The sequence below is a fragment of the Thalassovita mediterranea genome, assembly GCF_001458435.1.
Classification (GTDB): Bacteria; Pseudomonadota; Alphaproteobacteria; order Rhodobacterales; family Rhodobacteraceae; genus Thalassobius; species Thalassobius mediterraneus.
The window spans coordinates 230,478-246,353 of record NZ_CYSF01000001.1; the positions used below are offsets into that span (position 1 = coordinate 230,478).

The 15,876-nt window shown below is 58.4% G+C and carries 18 protein-coding genes; 13 read left to right on the forward strand and 5 right to left on the reverse strand.

What is annotated here, in order from left to right:
- Positions 1–95 precede the first annotated feature (95 nt).
- Entirely contained in the window at positions 96–416 is a 321-nt protein-coding gene (locus TM5383_RS01155; protein WP_058317211.1) for a hypothetical protein, read from the reverse strand.
- A 202-nt stretch (positions 417–618) separates the two neighbouring features.
- On the opposite strand from TM5383_RS01155, the gene TM5383_RS01160 reads away from it, so the two are divergent.
- The 9 genes from TM5383_RS01160 to TM5383_RS01200 all read left to right on the forward strand — a co-directional run bounded on the left by TM5383_RS01160 (position 619) and on the right by TM5383_RS01200 (position 7,551).
- Complete coding sequence (locus TM5383_RS01160; protein ID WP_058317212.1) at positions 619–1,473, forward strand: HpcH/HpaI aldolase/citrate lyase family protein; 855 nt, start codon at positions 619–621, stop codon at positions 1,471–1,473.
- Between the two features lie 58 nt (positions 1,474–1,531).
- Positions 1,532–2,077 carry an NnrU family protein gene (locus tag TM5383_RS01165; RefSeq protein WP_058317213.1) on the forward strand — a complete coding sequence of 182 codons (546 nt, stop codon included), beginning with the start codon at positions 1,532–1,534 and terminating at the stop codon, positions 2,075–2,077.
- Between the two features lie 24 nt (positions 2,078–2,101).
- Positions 2,102–2,305: a DUF1737 domain-containing protein gene (locus tag TM5383_RS01170; protein ID WP_058317214.1), complete on the forward strand. Its 204-nt coding sequence runs from the start codon at positions 2,102–2,104 to the stop codon at positions 2,303–2,305.
- 5 nt (positions 2,306–2,310) lie between these two features.
- Positions 2,311–3,342, forward strand: coding sequence for a MaoC family dehydratase (locus TM5383_RS01175; protein ID WP_058317215.1), 1,032 nt, complete (start codon positions 2,311–2,313; stop codon positions 3,340–3,342).
- A 346-nt stretch (positions 3,343–3,688) separates the two neighbouring features.
- Complete coding sequence (sdhC, locus tag TM5383_RS01180) at positions 3,689–4,072, forward strand: succinate dehydrogenase, cytochrome b556 subunit (RefSeq protein WP_058317216.1); 384 nt, start codon at positions 3,689–3,691, stop codon at positions 4,070–4,072.
- Between the two features lie 12 nt (positions 4,073–4,084).
- Positions 4,085–4,456 carry a succinate dehydrogenase, hydrophobic membrane anchor protein gene (sdhD, locus tag TM5383_RS01185; RefSeq protein WP_058317217.1) on the forward strand — a complete coding sequence of 124 codons (372 nt, stop codon included), beginning with the start codon at positions 4,085–4,087 and terminating at the stop codon, positions 4,454–4,456.
- 11 nt (positions 4,457–4,467) lie between these two features.
- The gene (gene sdhA, locus TM5383_RS01190) at positions 4,468–6,273 is read left to right on the forward strand and encodes a succinate dehydrogenase flavoprotein subunit (protein WP_058317218.1); all 1,806 of its coding nucleotides are present in this window, start codon (positions 4,468–4,470) and stop codon (positions 6,271–6,273) included.
- On the forward strand, positions 6,273–6,650 hold the full coding sequence (locus TM5383_RS01195) for a hypothetical protein (protein ID WP_058317219.1): 378 nt from the start codon (positions 6,273–6,275) through the stop codon (positions 6,648–6,650). The genes sdhA and TM5383_RS01195 overlap by 1 nt, the downstream gene beginning before the upstream one ends.
- 118 nt (positions 6,651–6,768) lie before the next feature.
- Positions 6,769–7,551, forward strand: a complete 783-nt coding sequence (locus TM5383_RS01200) for a succinate dehydrogenase iron-sulfur subunit (RefSeq protein ID WP_058317220.1) — start codon at positions 6,769–6,771, stop codon at positions 7,549–7,551.
- 69 nt (positions 7,552–7,620) lie between these two features.
- On the opposite strand, the gene TM5383_RS01205 is transcribed toward TM5383_RS01200, so the two are convergent.
- Complete coding sequence (locus TM5383_RS01205) at positions 7,621–8,568, reverse strand: alpha/beta hydrolase (RefSeq protein ID WP_058317221.1); 948 nt, start codon at positions 8,566–8,568, stop codon at positions 7,621–7,623.
- Positions 8,569–8,686: 118 nt separating this feature from the next.
- Here TM5383_RS01205 and TM5383_RS01210 point away from each other — a divergent pair, with 118 nt between their 5' ends.
- The 4 genes from TM5383_RS01210 (at position 8,687) to TM5383_RS01225 (ending at position 12,460) form a co-directional block, all read left to right on the forward strand.
- Complete coding sequence (locus TM5383_RS01210) at positions 8,687–9,277, forward strand: TetR/AcrR family transcriptional regulator (protein ID WP_058317222.1); 591 nt, start codon at positions 8,687–8,689, stop codon at positions 9,275–9,277.
- A 131-nt stretch (positions 9,278–9,408) separates the two neighbouring features.
- On the forward strand, positions 9,409–9,567 hold the full coding sequence (locus TM5383_RS16665; RefSeq protein WP_156415718.1) for a hypothetical protein: 159 nt from the start codon (positions 9,409–9,411) through the stop codon (positions 9,565–9,567).
- A 130-nt stretch (positions 9,568–9,697) separates the two neighbouring features.
- Positions 9,698–11,338 carry an FAD-binding dehydrogenase gene (locus TM5383_RS01215; RefSeq protein WP_058317223.1) on the forward strand — a complete coding sequence of 547 codons (1,641 nt, stop codon included), beginning with the start codon at positions 9,698–9,700 and terminating at the stop codon, positions 11,336–11,338.
- Between the two features lie 276 nt (positions 11,339–11,614).
- A complete protein-coding gene (locus tag TM5383_RS01225; RefSeq protein WP_058317225.1) occupies positions 11,615–12,460 on the forward strand; it encodes an urea carboxylase-associated family protein in 846 nt (281 codons plus the stop codon).
- Positions 12,461–12,565: 105 nt separating this feature from the next.
- Here the strand turns inward: TM5383_RS01225 and deoD are convergent, their stop codons facing one another.
- The 3 genes from deoD to TM5383_RS01240 form a co-directional block, all read right to left on the reverse strand.
- Entirely contained in the window at positions 12,566–13,270 is a 705-nt protein-coding gene (deoD, locus tag TM5383_RS01230; protein WP_058317226.1) for a purine-nucleoside phosphorylase, read from the reverse strand.
- 14 nt (positions 13,271–13,284) lie between these two features.
- Entirely contained in the window at positions 13,285–13,725 is a 441-nt protein-coding gene (locus TM5383_RS01235) for a GNAT family N-acetyltransferase (protein WP_058317227.1), read from the reverse strand.
- 142 nt (positions 13,726–13,867) lie between these two features.
- Complete coding sequence (locus tag TM5383_RS01240) at positions 13,868–15,847, reverse strand: ethylmalonyl-CoA mutase (RefSeq protein ID WP_058317228.1); 1,980 nt, start codon at positions 15,845–15,847, stop codon at positions 13,868–13,870.
- Positions 15,848–15,876 lie beyond the last annotated feature (29 nt).

Below are 15,876 nucleotides of genomic sequence, written 5' to 3' on the forward strand. Positions count from 1 at the left end.
GCTCTGTCTGCGTTGGCCGTGCCCCTTCATGCGAATAATGCAGTGTGCAGATTCGCGGTCAGGGTGTGGGTTGGAATGGTGTGCATCGGACTGCGCTAAAGAGCCGATCCACCGGCTGGCGCGGCCTCCGCCAGAGTTTCAAAGGCCTGACCGCTGGCAACAAGGCAGGTCATCCCGTCGGCGCGCGTGACGGTGATTGTCCAGGTGCCAGAAGAGGTGGAGGCAAACACCTCAACCACTGCATTGTCACGACCAAGGCCGATGGATTGTCGGCTTTCACCGTAATCTGTGGCCAGTTTATCGACCACTTTGTCGCGCGGGGCGCAGATGTTGGGCGCGGTGGCCTGTGCGGATTGCGCACTAAGAAGGAGGGCGACGCAGCATAGCGCTGCGGGTTGGACGAGGGGGCGTGGCATATCAGATGTCCTTTCGGGAAACGAAGAGGTGGGGACAGGCTGACGCTTCGGGCTGAAGATCCGGTTAACGGGCCGAGCGGCCCTTCGATCGCGTGTCCGGATCGGCCGGACGCCGCGTTTTCTGCGATGCGGCGAGATTTGCCTTGAACTTTTTTGGCGATTTTGGTCTTTACTGCGCAACATTCTTGCGAGGAGATCTGAAATGGATATGGCCGCCCGCCCTTACCGCTCTGTACTTTATATTCCCGGGTCCAAGGACCGTGCGCTGGAAAAGGCCCGTGGTCTGGCCGTTGATGCGATCATCTTCGACCTTGAAGATGCGGTGGCGCCCGACGCCAAAGTCGGTGCCCGCGACACCCTGAAGGCCGCGCTGGCAGAAGGTGGCTATGGCAACCGTGCCAAGATCATCCGTATCAACGGTCTGGACACCGAATGGGGCCGAGGCGACGTTGAAGCGCTGCGCGATGCGGACGCCGATGCCTTCCTGCTGCCCAAGGTGAACTCTGCCGCTGATGTGCAGGCGCTGGCCGATCGGTTGGGCAATGACACCCCGATCTGGGCGATGATCGAAACGCCGCTGGGCGTGCTGAACGCGCTGGAAATTGCTGCGCACCCGCAGTTGCAGGGTTTCGTGGCCGGCACCAACGATCTGGCGAAGGAATTGAACTGCCGTTTCCGCGCCGATCGTCTGCCGATGCAGATGGCGCTGCAGACCATGCTGCTGGCCGCACGCGCCCACGGCGTTGTCGTTGTTGACGGCGTTTACAACCAGTTCAAAGACGACGAAGGCCTGAAGGCCGAATGCGATCAGGGCCGCGATCTGGGCTTTGACGGCAAAACCCTGATCCACCCTGCGCAGGTCGATGTGACCAACGTGGCTTTCGCACCCTCTGAGGCAGAGATTGAACTGGCCAAGCGTCAGATTGCTGCGTTCGAGGAATGCGAGGCTGCTGGCGAAGGCGTGGCCGTTGTCGACGGAAAAATTGTTGAAAATCTGCACGTTGAAACTGCGACAAAACTGTTGGCCAAAGCGGCCGCTATTGCAGAGCGCACCTAATCGGCGTTAGCTGCGCCCAGAATGACACCCAAGACCCACGTATATACGGAGGCAACTTATGATTTGGCTTATTCTGGGCGTGCTCCTCTGGAGCGGTACACACCTCTTCAAACGGCTGGCGCCTGAGGCGCGTGCAAAACTGGGCGAAAAGGGCAAAGGTCCGATCGCTCTATTGCTCATCCTATCCATCGTTTTGATGGTCATCGGTTATCGCGCGGCGGATGGCGCGTTTTTCTGGGGCCGTAGCCCGATGCTGGCGGGCATCAACAACCTGCTGGTGCTGTTTGCGGTTTATCTGTTCGCCGCGTCGGGTCTGAAAACCCGCATCACCAAGGTGATCCGCCACCCGCAGCTGACCGCAGTGAAGGTCTGGGCGCTGGGGCACCTGATTGTGAATGGCGATACGCCCTCGTTCATCCTGTTCGGCGGTCTGCTGGCCTGGGCGGTGGTTGAGGTGATCGTGATCAACCGCGCCGAACCGCGTCCCGCGCCGGAGGATAGCTACCCTGTCGCCAAAGAGATCCGCGCGCTGGTTGGCACCGTGATCGTGTTTGGTGTTATGGCGACTGTGCATATTCTGCTGGGCTATAACCCGTTTGGCTAAGCTGGTTTGGATGAGGAAAGACACATGAAACTTTATCGGATGCTGACCGAAGACGACACATCGGCCTTCTGCCACAAAGTCACCGACGCGCTGAACAAAGGCTGGGAACTACACGGTTCCCCCACCTATGCCTTTGACGCGGCAAACGGGGTGATGCGGTGCGGGCAGGCCGTGGTGAAAGAGGTCGACGGCACCTACACACCTGACATCAAACTGGGAGCTCAGTAAGCACAATGGCAAAGACCAACGCAGGCCGCTTTTTTGAGGATTACAAACTGGGCGATATCCTCGTCCACGCGGTGCCGCGCACCGTCGCAGAGGGGGAGCGCGCGCTGTATCACGCGCTTTATCCGGCGCGGCATGCGCTCTACTCCTCGGATGAATTTGCGCGTGACTGCGGGTTGGAAGGCAGTCCGCTGGACGATCTGGCGGCCTTCCACGTGGTCTTTGGCAAAACCGTGCCGGATGTATCGCTGAACGCTGTTGCGAACCTCGGCTATGCCGAAGGGCGCTGGCTGAAGCCGGTGTTTCCCGGTGATACCCTGCGATCGGTGTCCGAGGTGATCGGCCTTAAGCAGAACTCCAACGGGAAATCCGGTGTGGTGTGGGTGAAAACCCGCGGCTTCAACCAGATGGGCGAAGTGGTCATGGAATATGTGCGCTGGGTTATGGTGCGCAAAAAGGATCAGGATCTGCCCGCACCCGAAACTGTGATCCCCGATCTAAAACAGGTCATCCCTGCCGAAGATCTGGTGGTTCCCGAAGGTCTGGATTTCAGCAACTACGATTTCGATCAGGCCGGTGAACCGCATCGCTGGGGCGACTATGAGGTGGGCGAGAAGATCGACCACGTTGATGGCGTCACCATTGAAGAGGCGGAGCATATGATGGCCACCCGCCTGTGGCAGAACACCGCCAAGGTACACTTCGACGCCACCTTCCGCCCCAATGGTCAGCGTCTGATCTACGGTGGTCACATCATCTCGATGGCGCGCACCCTGTCCTTCAACGGTCTGGCCAACGCGCAGATGATCGTCGGCCTGAACGGCGGCGCGCACGCGAACCCCTGCTTCTCGGGCGACACAGTGAAAGCCTGGACCGAGGTTTTGGATAAGGCGGATACGCCTGCACCCGGTGTTGGTGCGATCCGTTTACGTCTGGTGGCAACCAAAGGCGGCGAACCCTTTGATCTGAAAGGCGAAGACGGCAAGTACAAGCCTGAGGTTCTGCTGGATCTGGACTACTGGGCGCTGATCCCGCAGTGATGACTGTCACCCTGTTTGTTGTGATCACGCAAACAGGCAGATCGGAAATGATCGATGAATGGTCGCAAGCGCCCCGTTTTCGAGCGGGGCGTTTGCATTTTTTCGGAGCAAAATGATTGCGATAACGGCTGCAGGTTGCGTTGTGGCGCGCAGAATCAAACAAAAATCCCGACAGAAATTATTAGGAAAGACTTTGTGATCACTCTTTGCGGGTGTGTGATCACAAAATGCAGAAAATCGCAAATTTGTTAAACTATTCGCACGGCTGCGACGTCCCTACGTCGTGACATATATGTAAAATCCGCTATGAAAGTAGCCAAGCAAGGGAACCCTGAAAGGATCTGATATGGCTGATGTGAAACGGGTTGAACGCCCTCTTTCCCCGCACATTCAAATCTATCGTCCCCAGCTGACCTCCATCACGTCCATCCTGACACGCATCACCGGCAACGCGCTGGTGATCACCGCTTTCTTGGTTGTCTGGTGGCTGCTGGCGGCGGCAACGGGCGAAGAGTATTACGCAACCGCAAACGCTGTTCTGACCTCCTGGTTTGGCGATCTGGTGTTCAGCCTGTCGGCGCTGGGCATGTGGTATCACTACCTGGCCGGTCTGCGTCACCTGTATTTCGATGCGGGTAAAGGTCTGGATATTCCGACCGCCGAGAAGCTGGGCTGGGCCTGTCTGATCGGGTCTGTTGTCCTGACTATCATCACCATCATCCTTGTCTAACGGAGCAAAACGATGCGTTACCTAACCGCCCGTAAGCGCGCCGAAGGCAAAGGCGCCTCCCACACTGGGACCGAACATCATTGGTACATGACCGTCAGCGCTGTTGGCCTGGCTGTTATGATGCCCATTTTCATGCTGATCTTTGGCTCTGCACTGGGCAGCACGCATGAAGAAGTGATTGCAACATTCTCGCGTCCGGTTCCGGCAGTTCTGACCGCTTTGGTCCTGCTGGTCGGCCTGCGTCACTTTGCCAAAGGTGCGCAGATGATGATCGAGGACTACCTGCAGGGTACCGCCCGTAAGGTCGCAATCATGTTCGCAATCGGCCTGTCCTACGCGCTGACCGCATTTGGTCTGTTCGCGCTGGCCAAGATCGCGCTGTAAGGAAAAAAACAATGGCAGCATACGAATACGAAACCCACGAATATGACGTCGTGGTCGTTGGCGCCGGTGGCGCCGGTCTGCGTGCGACGCTGGGCATGGCCGAACAGGGCCTGCGCACCGCATGTGTGACCAAGGTTTTCCCGACCCGTAGCCACACTGTTGCAGCACAGGGCGGCATCGCCGCATCGCTGGGCAACATGGGCCCGGACAGCTGGCAGTGGCACATGTATGACACCGTCAAAGGGTCTGACTGGTTGGGCGATACCGACGCGATGGAATACCTCGCCCGTGAAGCGCCCAAAGCGGTTTATGAGCTGGAACACTACGGCGTGCCCTTTTCGCGTACTGAAGAAGGCAAGATCTACCAGCGTCCGTTCGGTGGCCACACCACCGAATTTGGTGAAGGCCCGCCCGTACAGCGGACCTGTGCCGCGGCAGACCGTACCGGTCACGCGATCCTGCACACCCTTTACGGTCAGTCGCTGAAGAACAACGCAGAGTTCTACATCGAATATTTCGCCATCGATCTGATCATGTCCGAAGACGGCCAGTGTCAGGGCGTTGTCTGCTGGAAGCTGGACGACGGCACCATGCACGTCTTCAACGCCAAAATGGTTGTGCTGGCGACGGGTGGTTATGGCCGTGCCTATTTCTCCGCCACTTCGGCGCACACCTGCACCGGTGACGGTGGCGGTATGGTGGCCCGCGCGGGTCTGGCTCTTCAGGATATGGAATTCGTTCAGTTCCACCCGACCGGCATCTATGGTTCGGGCTGTCTGATCACCGAAGGTGCCCGTGGTGAAGGTGGTTATCTGACCAACTCCGAAGGCGAACGCTTCATGGAGCGTTACGCACCTAACTATAAAGACCTGGCGCCGCGCGACTACGTATCGCGTTCGATGACCATGGAAATCCGCGAAGGTCGCGGTGTGGGCGAACATGGCGACCACATCCACCTGAACCTCAGCCACCTGCCGCCTGAGGCACTGGCCGAGCGTCTGCCGGGTATCTCAGAATCGGCCAAGATCTTCGCTGGTGTTGATGTGACCAAAGAACCGATCCCGGTTCTGCCGACGGTTCACTACAACATGGGCGGCATCCCCACCAACTACTGGGGTGAGGTGCTGAACCCAACCAAGGACGACCCAACTGCGATCGTTCCTGGCCTGATGGCCGCGGGTGAAGCGGGGTGTGCTTCGGTTCACGGTGCAAACCGTTTGGGCTCCAACTCGCTGATCGACCTCGTGGTCTTTGGCCGCGCGGCGTCGATCCGTGCCGGTCAGGTTGTTGACAAAGATGCCCCGAACCCGACCCTGAACCAGGCGTCGGTAGACAAGGCATTTGAACGCTTCGACAACCTGCGCAACGCCAAAGGTGGCATCCCGACTGCTGAACTGCGTCTGGAAATGCAGCGCACCATGCAGGCTGATGCAGCCGTGTTCCGTACCGACAAAACCTTGAAAGAGGGCGTTGAGAAGATGACCGCTATTGCCGGCAAGATGGGCGACCTGAAGGTCACCGATCGTTCGCTGGTATGGAACTCGGATCTGATGGAAACGCTGGAACTGGACAACCTGATGCCCAACGCTCTGGCGACGATCGTTGGCGCAGAGGCGCGTAAGGAAAGCCGCGGTGCTCATGCTCATGAGGATTACGCAGAGCGTGACGATGAAAACTGGCGCGTGCACACCGTGGCACATGTTGAGGGTGACAAGGTTGACCTCAGCTTCCGTCCGGTGATCACCGATCCGCTGACCACCGAGGCAGAAGGCGGTATCAGCCTGAAGACCATCGCGCCGAAGGCCCGTACCTTCTGATGCGGTTTGGCTTTGCGATCCTTGGCGTTGCAGGTGTTGGCCTGATGGGGTGTGCCGATATGGCAGATCCCTGGACACAGGCCCAAACACCTGAGGAATGTCATTACGAGGAACGCAAAGCCGCCCAGCTGAGCCGTGTTACGACCGCAGGTCAACAATACGCCAGCGCATCCCGTGCCCTGAGCCGGGGCATCAGAGAGTCGCAATTGCGGGCCTGTCTGGCGCGTGTTGGCGGTGACGCGACTGCGGTTACGGTTGAACCGGCTTACACCACGCCCGAAAGCGCGAAGGTGGAAAACCGGGGGTATCGGCCACAGGCAGGTTGCTCAGTTAACTCTTCGGTCATGCAGGGCGGTTCCGCTTACTGCTTGAAGTAGTGGCAAAGATTTCGGTTCCGCCCGTGCGCGGCGGGGCCAATTTGAACAAGGGCGATGCGCCCGACACATGAGAACCGTGCAGGGCGTGCCCCGCACCAACTAAGTAGGAGAAGCGAATATGGTCCAGCTGACGCTCCCCAAGAACTCTAAGGTTAAGGTTGGTAAAACCTGGCCGAAGCCGACCGGTGCCAGCAACATCCGCAAGTTCCAGATCTACCGCTGGAACCCCGATGATGGTGAAAACCCCCGGGTCGACACTTACTTCCTCGATATGGACAAGTGCGGTCCGATGATTTTGGACGCGCTGATCAAGATCAAGAACGAGATTGATCCCACCCTGACCTTCCGCCGTTCTTGTCGTGAAGGGATCTGTGGGTCCTGCGCAATGAACATCGACGGCATCAACACCCTTGCCTGTATCTACGGTATGGATGAGGTGAAATCCGACGTGGTCAAGATCTACCCGCTGCCGCACATGCCGGTGGTCAAGGACCTGATCCCCGATCTGACCCATTTCTACGCGCAGCATGCCTCGATCATGCCGTGGCTGGAAACCAAAACCAACCGCCCTGCGAAAGAGTGGAAGCAGTCCATTGAGGACCGCAAGAAACTGGACGGCCTCTACGAGTGTGTGATGTGCGCAAGCTGCTCCACCTCGTGCCCCAGCTACTGGTGGAACGGCGACAAATATCTCGGCCCGGCAGCGCTCTTGCACGCCTACCGCTGGATCATTGACAGCCGCGACGAAGCCACTGGCGAACGTCTGGATCACCTTGAAGATCCGTTCAAACTGTACCGCTGTCACACCATCATGAACTGTGCCAAAACCTGCCCGAAGGGTCTGAACCCGGCACAGGCAATTGCGGAAATCAAGCGGATGCAGCTGAACCGCGCCGTGTAATTGCGCTACGCATTAAACGAAAGGCCCGCCGTTTGGCGGGCCTTTTTGTTTGCGGTAAGCATTTTGACCTTAGGCTGCAAAGAACGCGGCAACTGCATCGGTTGATGCTTTGACAGCCTCTGGCTTGTAGTAGAAATCGACGTGGCTGAAATCATCGAAAGTCAGTTCTTCGTGTTCGTTGGTCAGCTTGGCGACAAACTGGGTCGAACAAGGCGCGGTCGATGCGTTCGTGCCATAGATGGTCAGGGATGGCTGGGTGATCTTGTCCGCGTATGCCTCACCAATGGAAATGAGCGACTGCATCGGTTGGTCGCCGATATGCATATTGGTGAAGTTTTCAACAGCAACCGGCCCTTTTGCGCCATCGCGACCGTAGTAGTCGTAGGTTTCGCCTGCCATTTCTGGATAAGCCGCCGCGCCAACAAACTCTTCGCGGGACATTTCGTCGTTCAGGCCAAAGGGGGCGACATAGTCGGGGGCGCCGGTCTCATATTGCTTCTGCATGGAGGCGTTCGCGGCTGCAATCACCTGATTGGCAATGTCACGGTCCGTCCATTGGAACGCATCTGCCGCCATCATGCCAGAGACCATCGCAATCTTCTTGATCCGGTGATCGGTCACTGCGGCTGACGCGATGATCGATCCCCCCTGACAGACGCCTAGGCCGTAGATGTCAGAAACGAACGGCAGTGTGCCAAGGTAGGACACGGCATCCCAGGTGTTTTCGATCAGGCGGAACATGTAGCGGGACTGCTTGAATTCACCGGGCAGGGCAGGGGAGTCGCCCATGCCGAGATAGTCAAAGCCCAGGTAGATGAACCCACGTGCCGCCATTTCGGGGCCATAGGTTGCTGGGATCTGATCTTTGACCTGGGGGAACGGGCTGGCGCCGACGATGGCCTTGTAGGTTTGTGTCGGGTCGAAACCTTCGGGCAGATAGAGGTCGGCGGCCAAATCAACACCAAAGGATTTGAAGGTTACCGAGTTTTTTCCTGCGGTCAGGGTTTGGAATGTCATCTTTTTGGTCCTTTCGGGGCGGGAGGAGTTTTACTCAGGAAAAGTAAAGTGTATGGTTTACTTATGTCGGGTGGCGTCCTGATGTAAACAATAAATTTTACTTTTGACGGGGCTAGTCGTGAAACGCACTGAAAAGAAAAGAAAAGATATTATCGACGCAGCGATCGAAGAGTTCCGCGAACAGGGATTTCTGGGGGCGAAAACGACGGCTATTGCCAAACGTGCCAACGTTTCGAGTCGCACGCTTTACAATCATTTCGACAGCAAAGACGCATTGTTTGCCGCAATTTCTGAAATCATGATCGAGCGAAACGGCAGAATGGAACCGGTATCCTACGATCCCACGCGCGCGTTTCCCGAACAGTTGAAAGACGCGCTTTGGCGCTACGTTGAGGTGATCACCGAAGAGACCACAATTGGACTGAACCGTATGGTGATGTCCGAATTGATCCGTGATCTGGACCGGTCGCGGCAGTTTTTTACAGAAATCGCGGCACATGACTACCCCGTGACCCAACTGATCCGCGAAGCAATGACTGCCGGTGTCCTGCGGCAAGGTGATGCTGATCTGGCGACAGGGCAGTTGCTGGCTTTGGTAAAAAACTTCTTTTTCTGGCCGGAGTTTTTTCTGGGTCAAAACCCAACGCCAAAGGATGTGTTGGATGACTGTATTGCGATGTTCCTAGCGCATTATGAGGAAGGTAAGTGATCGCGATGGGCTCTCTTGCCGCGTGGTAAATATGCAATTTCTGCATGGCGGCATTCGGGCATTGGGGGGCGTCTTGGGACTGCGACTCAGCTATGCTGCGACGCAGAAACGATAAGATGATTGGGCCTCCGATGACCGATGCACGCATTGCAGTAAGCACTGAAAAGACCGCAGCCGAATTGGCGCTTGAGGCGCTGGATCAGGCGTTCGAATATTACACACCCACCCCCGTTCTGGTGAAAGCCGAGGACGAGCCGGTCGAATATTACGAATACGCCGCAGCTGCATAAACCTATCCGACGATATGGTTCCTGCTGAAAGCGTCCCCTTTGGGGCGCTTTTTGCATTTGTGGCTTACGTAAGGTCGCCCTTGGGGGCTGGCGCCCTCGCCGCTTAGCCTCAGAAAAGGGAGGAAAGCGGATGGTTGATGTCATCGTTGTAGGCGCCGGTTTGGCAGGATTGGTCGCGGCCAGCGAAGCGGCAGCGCGTGGGCGGCAGGTCTTGCTGTTGGATCAGGAAGGCGAGCAAAGCCTAGGCGGACAGGCCTTTTGGTCGCTGGGCGGCCTGTTCATGGTCGATACCCCCGAACAACGGCGCATGGGTATTCGTGACAGTGCCGATCTGGCGCTGAGCGATTGGATGGGCAGTGCGCAGTTTGACCGGCCAGAGGATGACAATCCCCGTCAGGTCGCCAAAGCCTATCTGGAGTTTGCTGCAGGTGAGATGCGGCCTTGGCTCACCTCCCTCGGGATGTGCTGGTTTCCTGTTGTGGGCTGGGCTGAACGCGGTGGGGCGCTGGCATCGGGGCATGGCAATTCGGTGCCGCGTTTCCACATCACATGGGGCACGGGGCCGGGTGTTTTGGCGCCCTTTGTCCGACTGGTGCAGCAAGCGGTGGCAGAGGGGCGGATTACCTTGGGCTTTCGCCACCGCGTCAGCGGCTTGATCGTTGAAAACGGCGCTTGTGTTGGTGTGCACGGGGATGTGCTGGCAGAGGATCGCGCCGATCGTGGTCGGTCGACCAATTGTGAGGTGATCCGCCAATTTGAACAGCGCGCGGGGGCGGTTATCGTGACCTCTGGCGGGATTGGCGGCAATCATGATCAGGTGCGCCAGAACTGGCCGGTGGACAGATTGGGGCCTGCGCCCAAACGCATGGTGGCCGGTGTGCCTGATTATGTGGACGGCCAGATGCAGCAGATCGCCAAGGCCGCCGGTGCAGCCGCGATCAATGAGGATCGCATGTGGCATTATACCGAAGGTCTGGCCAACTGGGATCCGATCTGGCCCAATCATGGCATTCGCGTGCTGCCAGGCCCATCCTCACTATGGTTTGATGCGTTGGGCCAACGGATGCAGGCGCCCGCGCTGCCAGGGTTCGACACGCTATCGACGTTGAAACGGATCCTGTCCACAGGGCATGAACACAGCTGGTTCATCCTGACGCAGAAGATCATCAAGAAAGAGTTCGCCCTGTCGGGCAGTGAGCAAAACCATGATTTCACCTCTGGCAAATGGGCCGAGGTGATCAAAGCGCGGGTGCTGAACAAAAAGGCCACGCCGGAGGTGGAGGCGTTCAAATCTCATGGCGAGGACTTCGTTGTTGCTGACACGCTGGAAGAGCTGGTCGCAGGCATGAACCGGATCACGCCAGAGGCGCCGCTGGATCTGGCGGGTTTGCGGGATCAGATTACCGCGCGGGACGCGCAGATCGACAATCCCTTTGCCAAGGATGCGCAGATCAATGCCATCCGGCAGGCGCGTCAGTATCGCGGCGACCGGCTGGTGCGTACTGCGAAACCACACCGCATTCTTGACCCCGCCGCGGGCCCGTTGATCGCGGTGCGGCTGAACATTCTGACGCGCAAGTCGCTGGGCGGATTGCACACCGATTTGCAATCCCGCGTGTTGCGCCCGGATGGCAGCGTGTTTGACGGATTGTTCGCAGCAGGTGAGGTGGCCGGTTTTGGTGGTGGTGGCTATCACGGCTATAACGCGCTGGAGGGGACATTCCTTGGCGGCTGCATCTTTTCGGGCCGGGCAGCAGGACGCGCGGTTTAGGGCTTTCGCGACGGCGGCTGCTCTGGCAGATCATGGCCTATGATTATCATCGTTGGCCTCATCCTCGCCTTTGTTTTGATGCTGCTGTTTGGCAACCGCCAGACGCGTCAGTGCAAGTGGCGGATGGATCGCGCACGGGATCAGAACGGGCAACGGTTTTATCGCTGTGCTGTCTGTGGCGAGATCCGCTTTACAAATGATGGGAAGCCGCCAAAACTCTGCGCAAAGAAGGTGCCGCCGCCCAGTCTGTGAGCACTGCCAACAAAGAGGTGTTTCATGACCACTCCCCCCAATGATGCAGAGGCGCGCCGCGCCGTGCAGCCGGTGATTTGCTATCCGGTGGAAACCCTGCCTGCGCCGGACTTGTCGCTCTACCGCGCGGCCCGCGCTACGGCTGTGAAGGTGGATGAGGTGGTGGTGCAGCCCCGCGATGCGGCCAGTTTTACTGCGAAGGCGGGGCAGTTTTTCCGCATCTCGTCGATTGAGGGGCCGCAGGTGGGGGATCTGAACCTGTTTAACGCCAATGATCTGACAGAGCGGTTCTATTCCGGCAAGACACGCGCCCTACATCGCACCCATATCACCACGGGTGATCGCATGTGGTCCTGCCACCCGTATCTGCGCCCTATGGCAACGATTATCGAGGATACGCTGGGCTGGTACGGCATGGATGAGTTTGGTGGTTCCGTTCATGATGTGATCGGCACGCGCTGTGATCCCTACACCAACAATCTGCTGAGTGGCGGGCAGTATCATTATTGCTGTCACTCGAACTTGACCCGTGCTTTGGCGGATCATGCAGACCTGTCACTGGATGAGGCGGAGCGGGCGGTGCATGATGTGCTGAACGTGTTCATGTGTACTGGCTTCACCCGCGACACCGGCCAGTATTTTATGAAGGCCAGCCCCGTACGCCCCGGTGATTATCTGGAGATGTTTGCCGAAATTGATGTGCTGGGCGTTTTGTCGGCCTGTCCGGGCGGGGATTGTTCCACAGTGCATTCGTCGGATCAGGCGGCGTGTTACCCGCTACTGGTTGAGGTGTTTGCCCCCGCTGAGGGCGCGCTTGGTGATTGGGCCAGCCCGCCGGTCAACGGGTATGATCGTAGCCACGGGCGGTAACCGCCAATCTTTCCGGTTCACGAATTGAGCCGGTTCGTGACCGACCCTCAACGCAAAACGCCAGCCCTGCGGCTGGCGTTCCGCTATTTTGTCCTAGCGCTTATCTTAGGCAAACGCCGCTTCCAGCGCGATCTCGACCATATCGCCGAAGGTCTTTTCGCGATCCTCAGACGGCAGGGCTTCGCCGGTCAGTAGGTGGTCCGATACGGTCAGAACCGCCAGACCGCGCACGCCGTAGCGGGCGGCGAGGTTGTAAAGTTCAGCCGCTTCCATCTCGACGCCCAGAATGCCGTGGCGGGTCATTTCCTTGTCCAGATCAGGGCGTTCGGAATAGAACACATCGGACGAATAGATGCCGCCGACGTGGGTGCCGACCTCTTTCGCCTCTGCCGCTTCAACGGCTGCCTTCAGCAGCGACCAGTCGGCGCAGGGGGCGAAGTTCAGCTCTTTGAACATGCCGCTCGAGGGGCTGTTGAGTGTGCTGGCGGTCATCGCGATGATCACGTCGCGCACTTTCACCTTGTCCTGCATGCCGCCGCAGGACCCGATGCGGATCAGCGTCTTGGCGCCGTAGTTGCGGATCAGCTCATTGGCGTAGATCGAAAAGGATGGCATGCCCATGCCCGACCCTTGGATGGTGACGCGGTTGCCCTTGTAGGTGCCGGTGAAGCCCAGCATGCCGCGCACTTCGTTCACCAAAACGGCGTCGTCCAGAAACGTCTCTGCCGCCCAGCGGGCACGGTAGGGGTCGCCCGGCATCAGAACGGTTTCTGCAATCTCGCCAGGTTTTGCACCAATATGTACTGTCATGTCTCTCTCAGCTCCTATCGGCTGTATTTTATAAAGGGCGTCAGCTGCGCGATACGGTCATAGAGCTGACGCGCTGTTTGGTTAAACTCCTGCGTCATCCAGTAGACCTTTGGCGTGCCGTTGTCATCCGCTGCTTTATAGACCGCTTCGATCAGCGCGCGGCCAATGCCCTGACCCCGCACGCTTGGATCAGCGTAGAGGTCCTGTAGGTAACAGCTGTCTTCGATCTGCCAATTGTGCGCGTGATAGATGTAATGAACCAGCCCTACAGGCGTGCCATCCAGCAGCGCGATCAATCCGTGTTGCTGTGTACGTTCGGGATCAATCAGGCGGGAGAAGGTGGTTTCATAGACCTCTTCGGGCACGGTGCTTTCGTAAAAATCCAGATAGGCGGTCCATAGGCGGCGCCAGTCGGCCTGATCGGCAGCGGTGAGGGGGCGAATGGTCAGTGTCATGGCGCAGCTTTCACAGTGTTGATTGCTGCGCAGCCTGCCGAGAATGCGGCGGGTTGGTCAAGACGCGCGCGCTGTTTGCAGACCGTTCCGCCATAAAAAACGCCCCCGTGGGGGCGTTTTGATACTGTGGGTTTGAAGGGGCTTACTCAGCCGCAACTGCGGTTGGATCAACCAGCGCGACTACATCGCGCATGATGGCGTTCAGTTCAAAGTCCTTGGGCGTGTAGACCCGTGCAACACCCTGCGCCAGCAGGCGTTCGGCATCTGCGTCGGGGATGATGCCGCCGACAATCACCGGAATATGGCCAAGGCCTGCGGCTTTCATGCGCTCCAGCAGATCCTCGACCAGCGGCATGTGGGACCCGGACAGGATGGACAGGCCCACGACGTGCGCCTGCTTCTCTTGTGCGGCGGTGACCAGTTCTTCGGGCGTCAGGCGGATGCCTTCATAGTCGATATCCATGCCGCAGTCGCGGGCACGGAAGGCGATTTGTTCGGCACCGTTGGAATGCCCGTCGAGGCCGGGTTTGCCCACCAGGAATTTCAGACGGCGACCCAGCTTGTCGCTGACCAAGTCCACCGCTTCGCGGATATCGTCGAGGCCTGCGGTTTTGTTGCTGACCGACTTCGACACGCCGGTCGGGCCACGGTATTCGCCATGCACCTTGCGCATCTGGGCGGCCCATTCGCCGGTGGTTACACCAACCTTGGCCGCAGCGATCGACGCAGGCATGATGTTGTCGCCCGCTTCGGCGGCTGCGCGCAGCGCTTTCAGCGCTTGTTCTACCGCGTCCTGATCACGCTCCTCTTTCCATTCGGTGAGACGTTCGATCTGTTCCGCCTCAACCGCTGGATCCACAACCATGATGCCGCCATCGCCGGTCATCAACGGCGAGGGCTCGCCTTGGGTCCATTTGTTCACACCTACAACGACGGTTTCGCCTGCCTCAATCCGGTTCAGACGGTCGGCGTTGGATTCCACCAGACGGCCTTTCATGTAGTCGATCGCACTAATCGCGCCGCCCATGGAATCAAGGTTGGCCAGTTCAGCACGCGCGCCTGCTTTCAGCTCTTCAACCTTGCGGTCAACGGCAGGGTTGTTGTCGAACAGGTCATCATATTCCAACAGGTCGGTTTCATAGGCCATGATTTGCTGCATCCGCATCGACCACTGCTGATCCCAGGGACGCGGCAGACCCAGTGCTTCGTTCCATGCGGGCAGCTGGACGGCGCGGGCGCGGGCCTTTTTCGACAGGGTCACGGCCAGCATTTCGATCAGGATACGGTAAACGTTGTTTTCTGGCTGCTGTTCCGTCAGCCCGAGGGAGTTCACCTGAACCCCATAGCGGAAGCGGCGGGATTTCGCGTCGGTCACGCCATAGCGTTCCACCAGAATTTCGTCCCACAGATCAACAAACGCGCGCATTTTACACATCTCGGTCACAAACCGGATGCCCGCGTTCACAAAGAAGGAGATACGGCCGCAAAGCGCAGGGAAATCCTCAGGCGCGACGCGCGGTTTCAGCGCGTCCAGAACCGCAATCGCGGTCGCCAGTGCAAAGGACAGTTCCTGTTCCGGTGTCGCACCCGCCTCTTGCAGGTGGTAGGAACAGACGTTCATCGGGTTCCATTTGGGCACGTTGGTGTAGCAGTATTCGGCCACATCCGCGATCATCTTGAGCGAGGGTTTGGGCGGGCAAATATAAGTGCCGCGGCTCAGGTATTCCTTGATCAGGTCGTTTTGAACGGTGCCCTGCAGTTTCGAGACATCGGCGCCCTGTTCCTCGGCCACTGCGATATATAGCGACAACAGCCAAGGCGCGGTCGCGTTGATCGTCATCGAGGTGTTCATCTGTTCCAGCGGGATCTGGTCAAACAGGGTGCGCATGTCGCCCAAGTGACATACGGGCACGCCCACCTTGCCCACCTCACCGCGCGACAGAACGTGGTCGCTGTCATAACCGGTCTGCGTCGGCAGGTCGAAGGCGACGGACAGGCCGGTCTGACCCTTTTGCAGGTTGGAGCGATAAAGCGCGTTTGATGCCTTGGCGGTGGAGTGACCTGCGTAGGTACGGATCAGCCAGGGGCGGTCTTTCTGGCGCTCTTGGGTGGTCTCGGTCATGGGCCTCTCCTCACTCGCTGGATGGGATG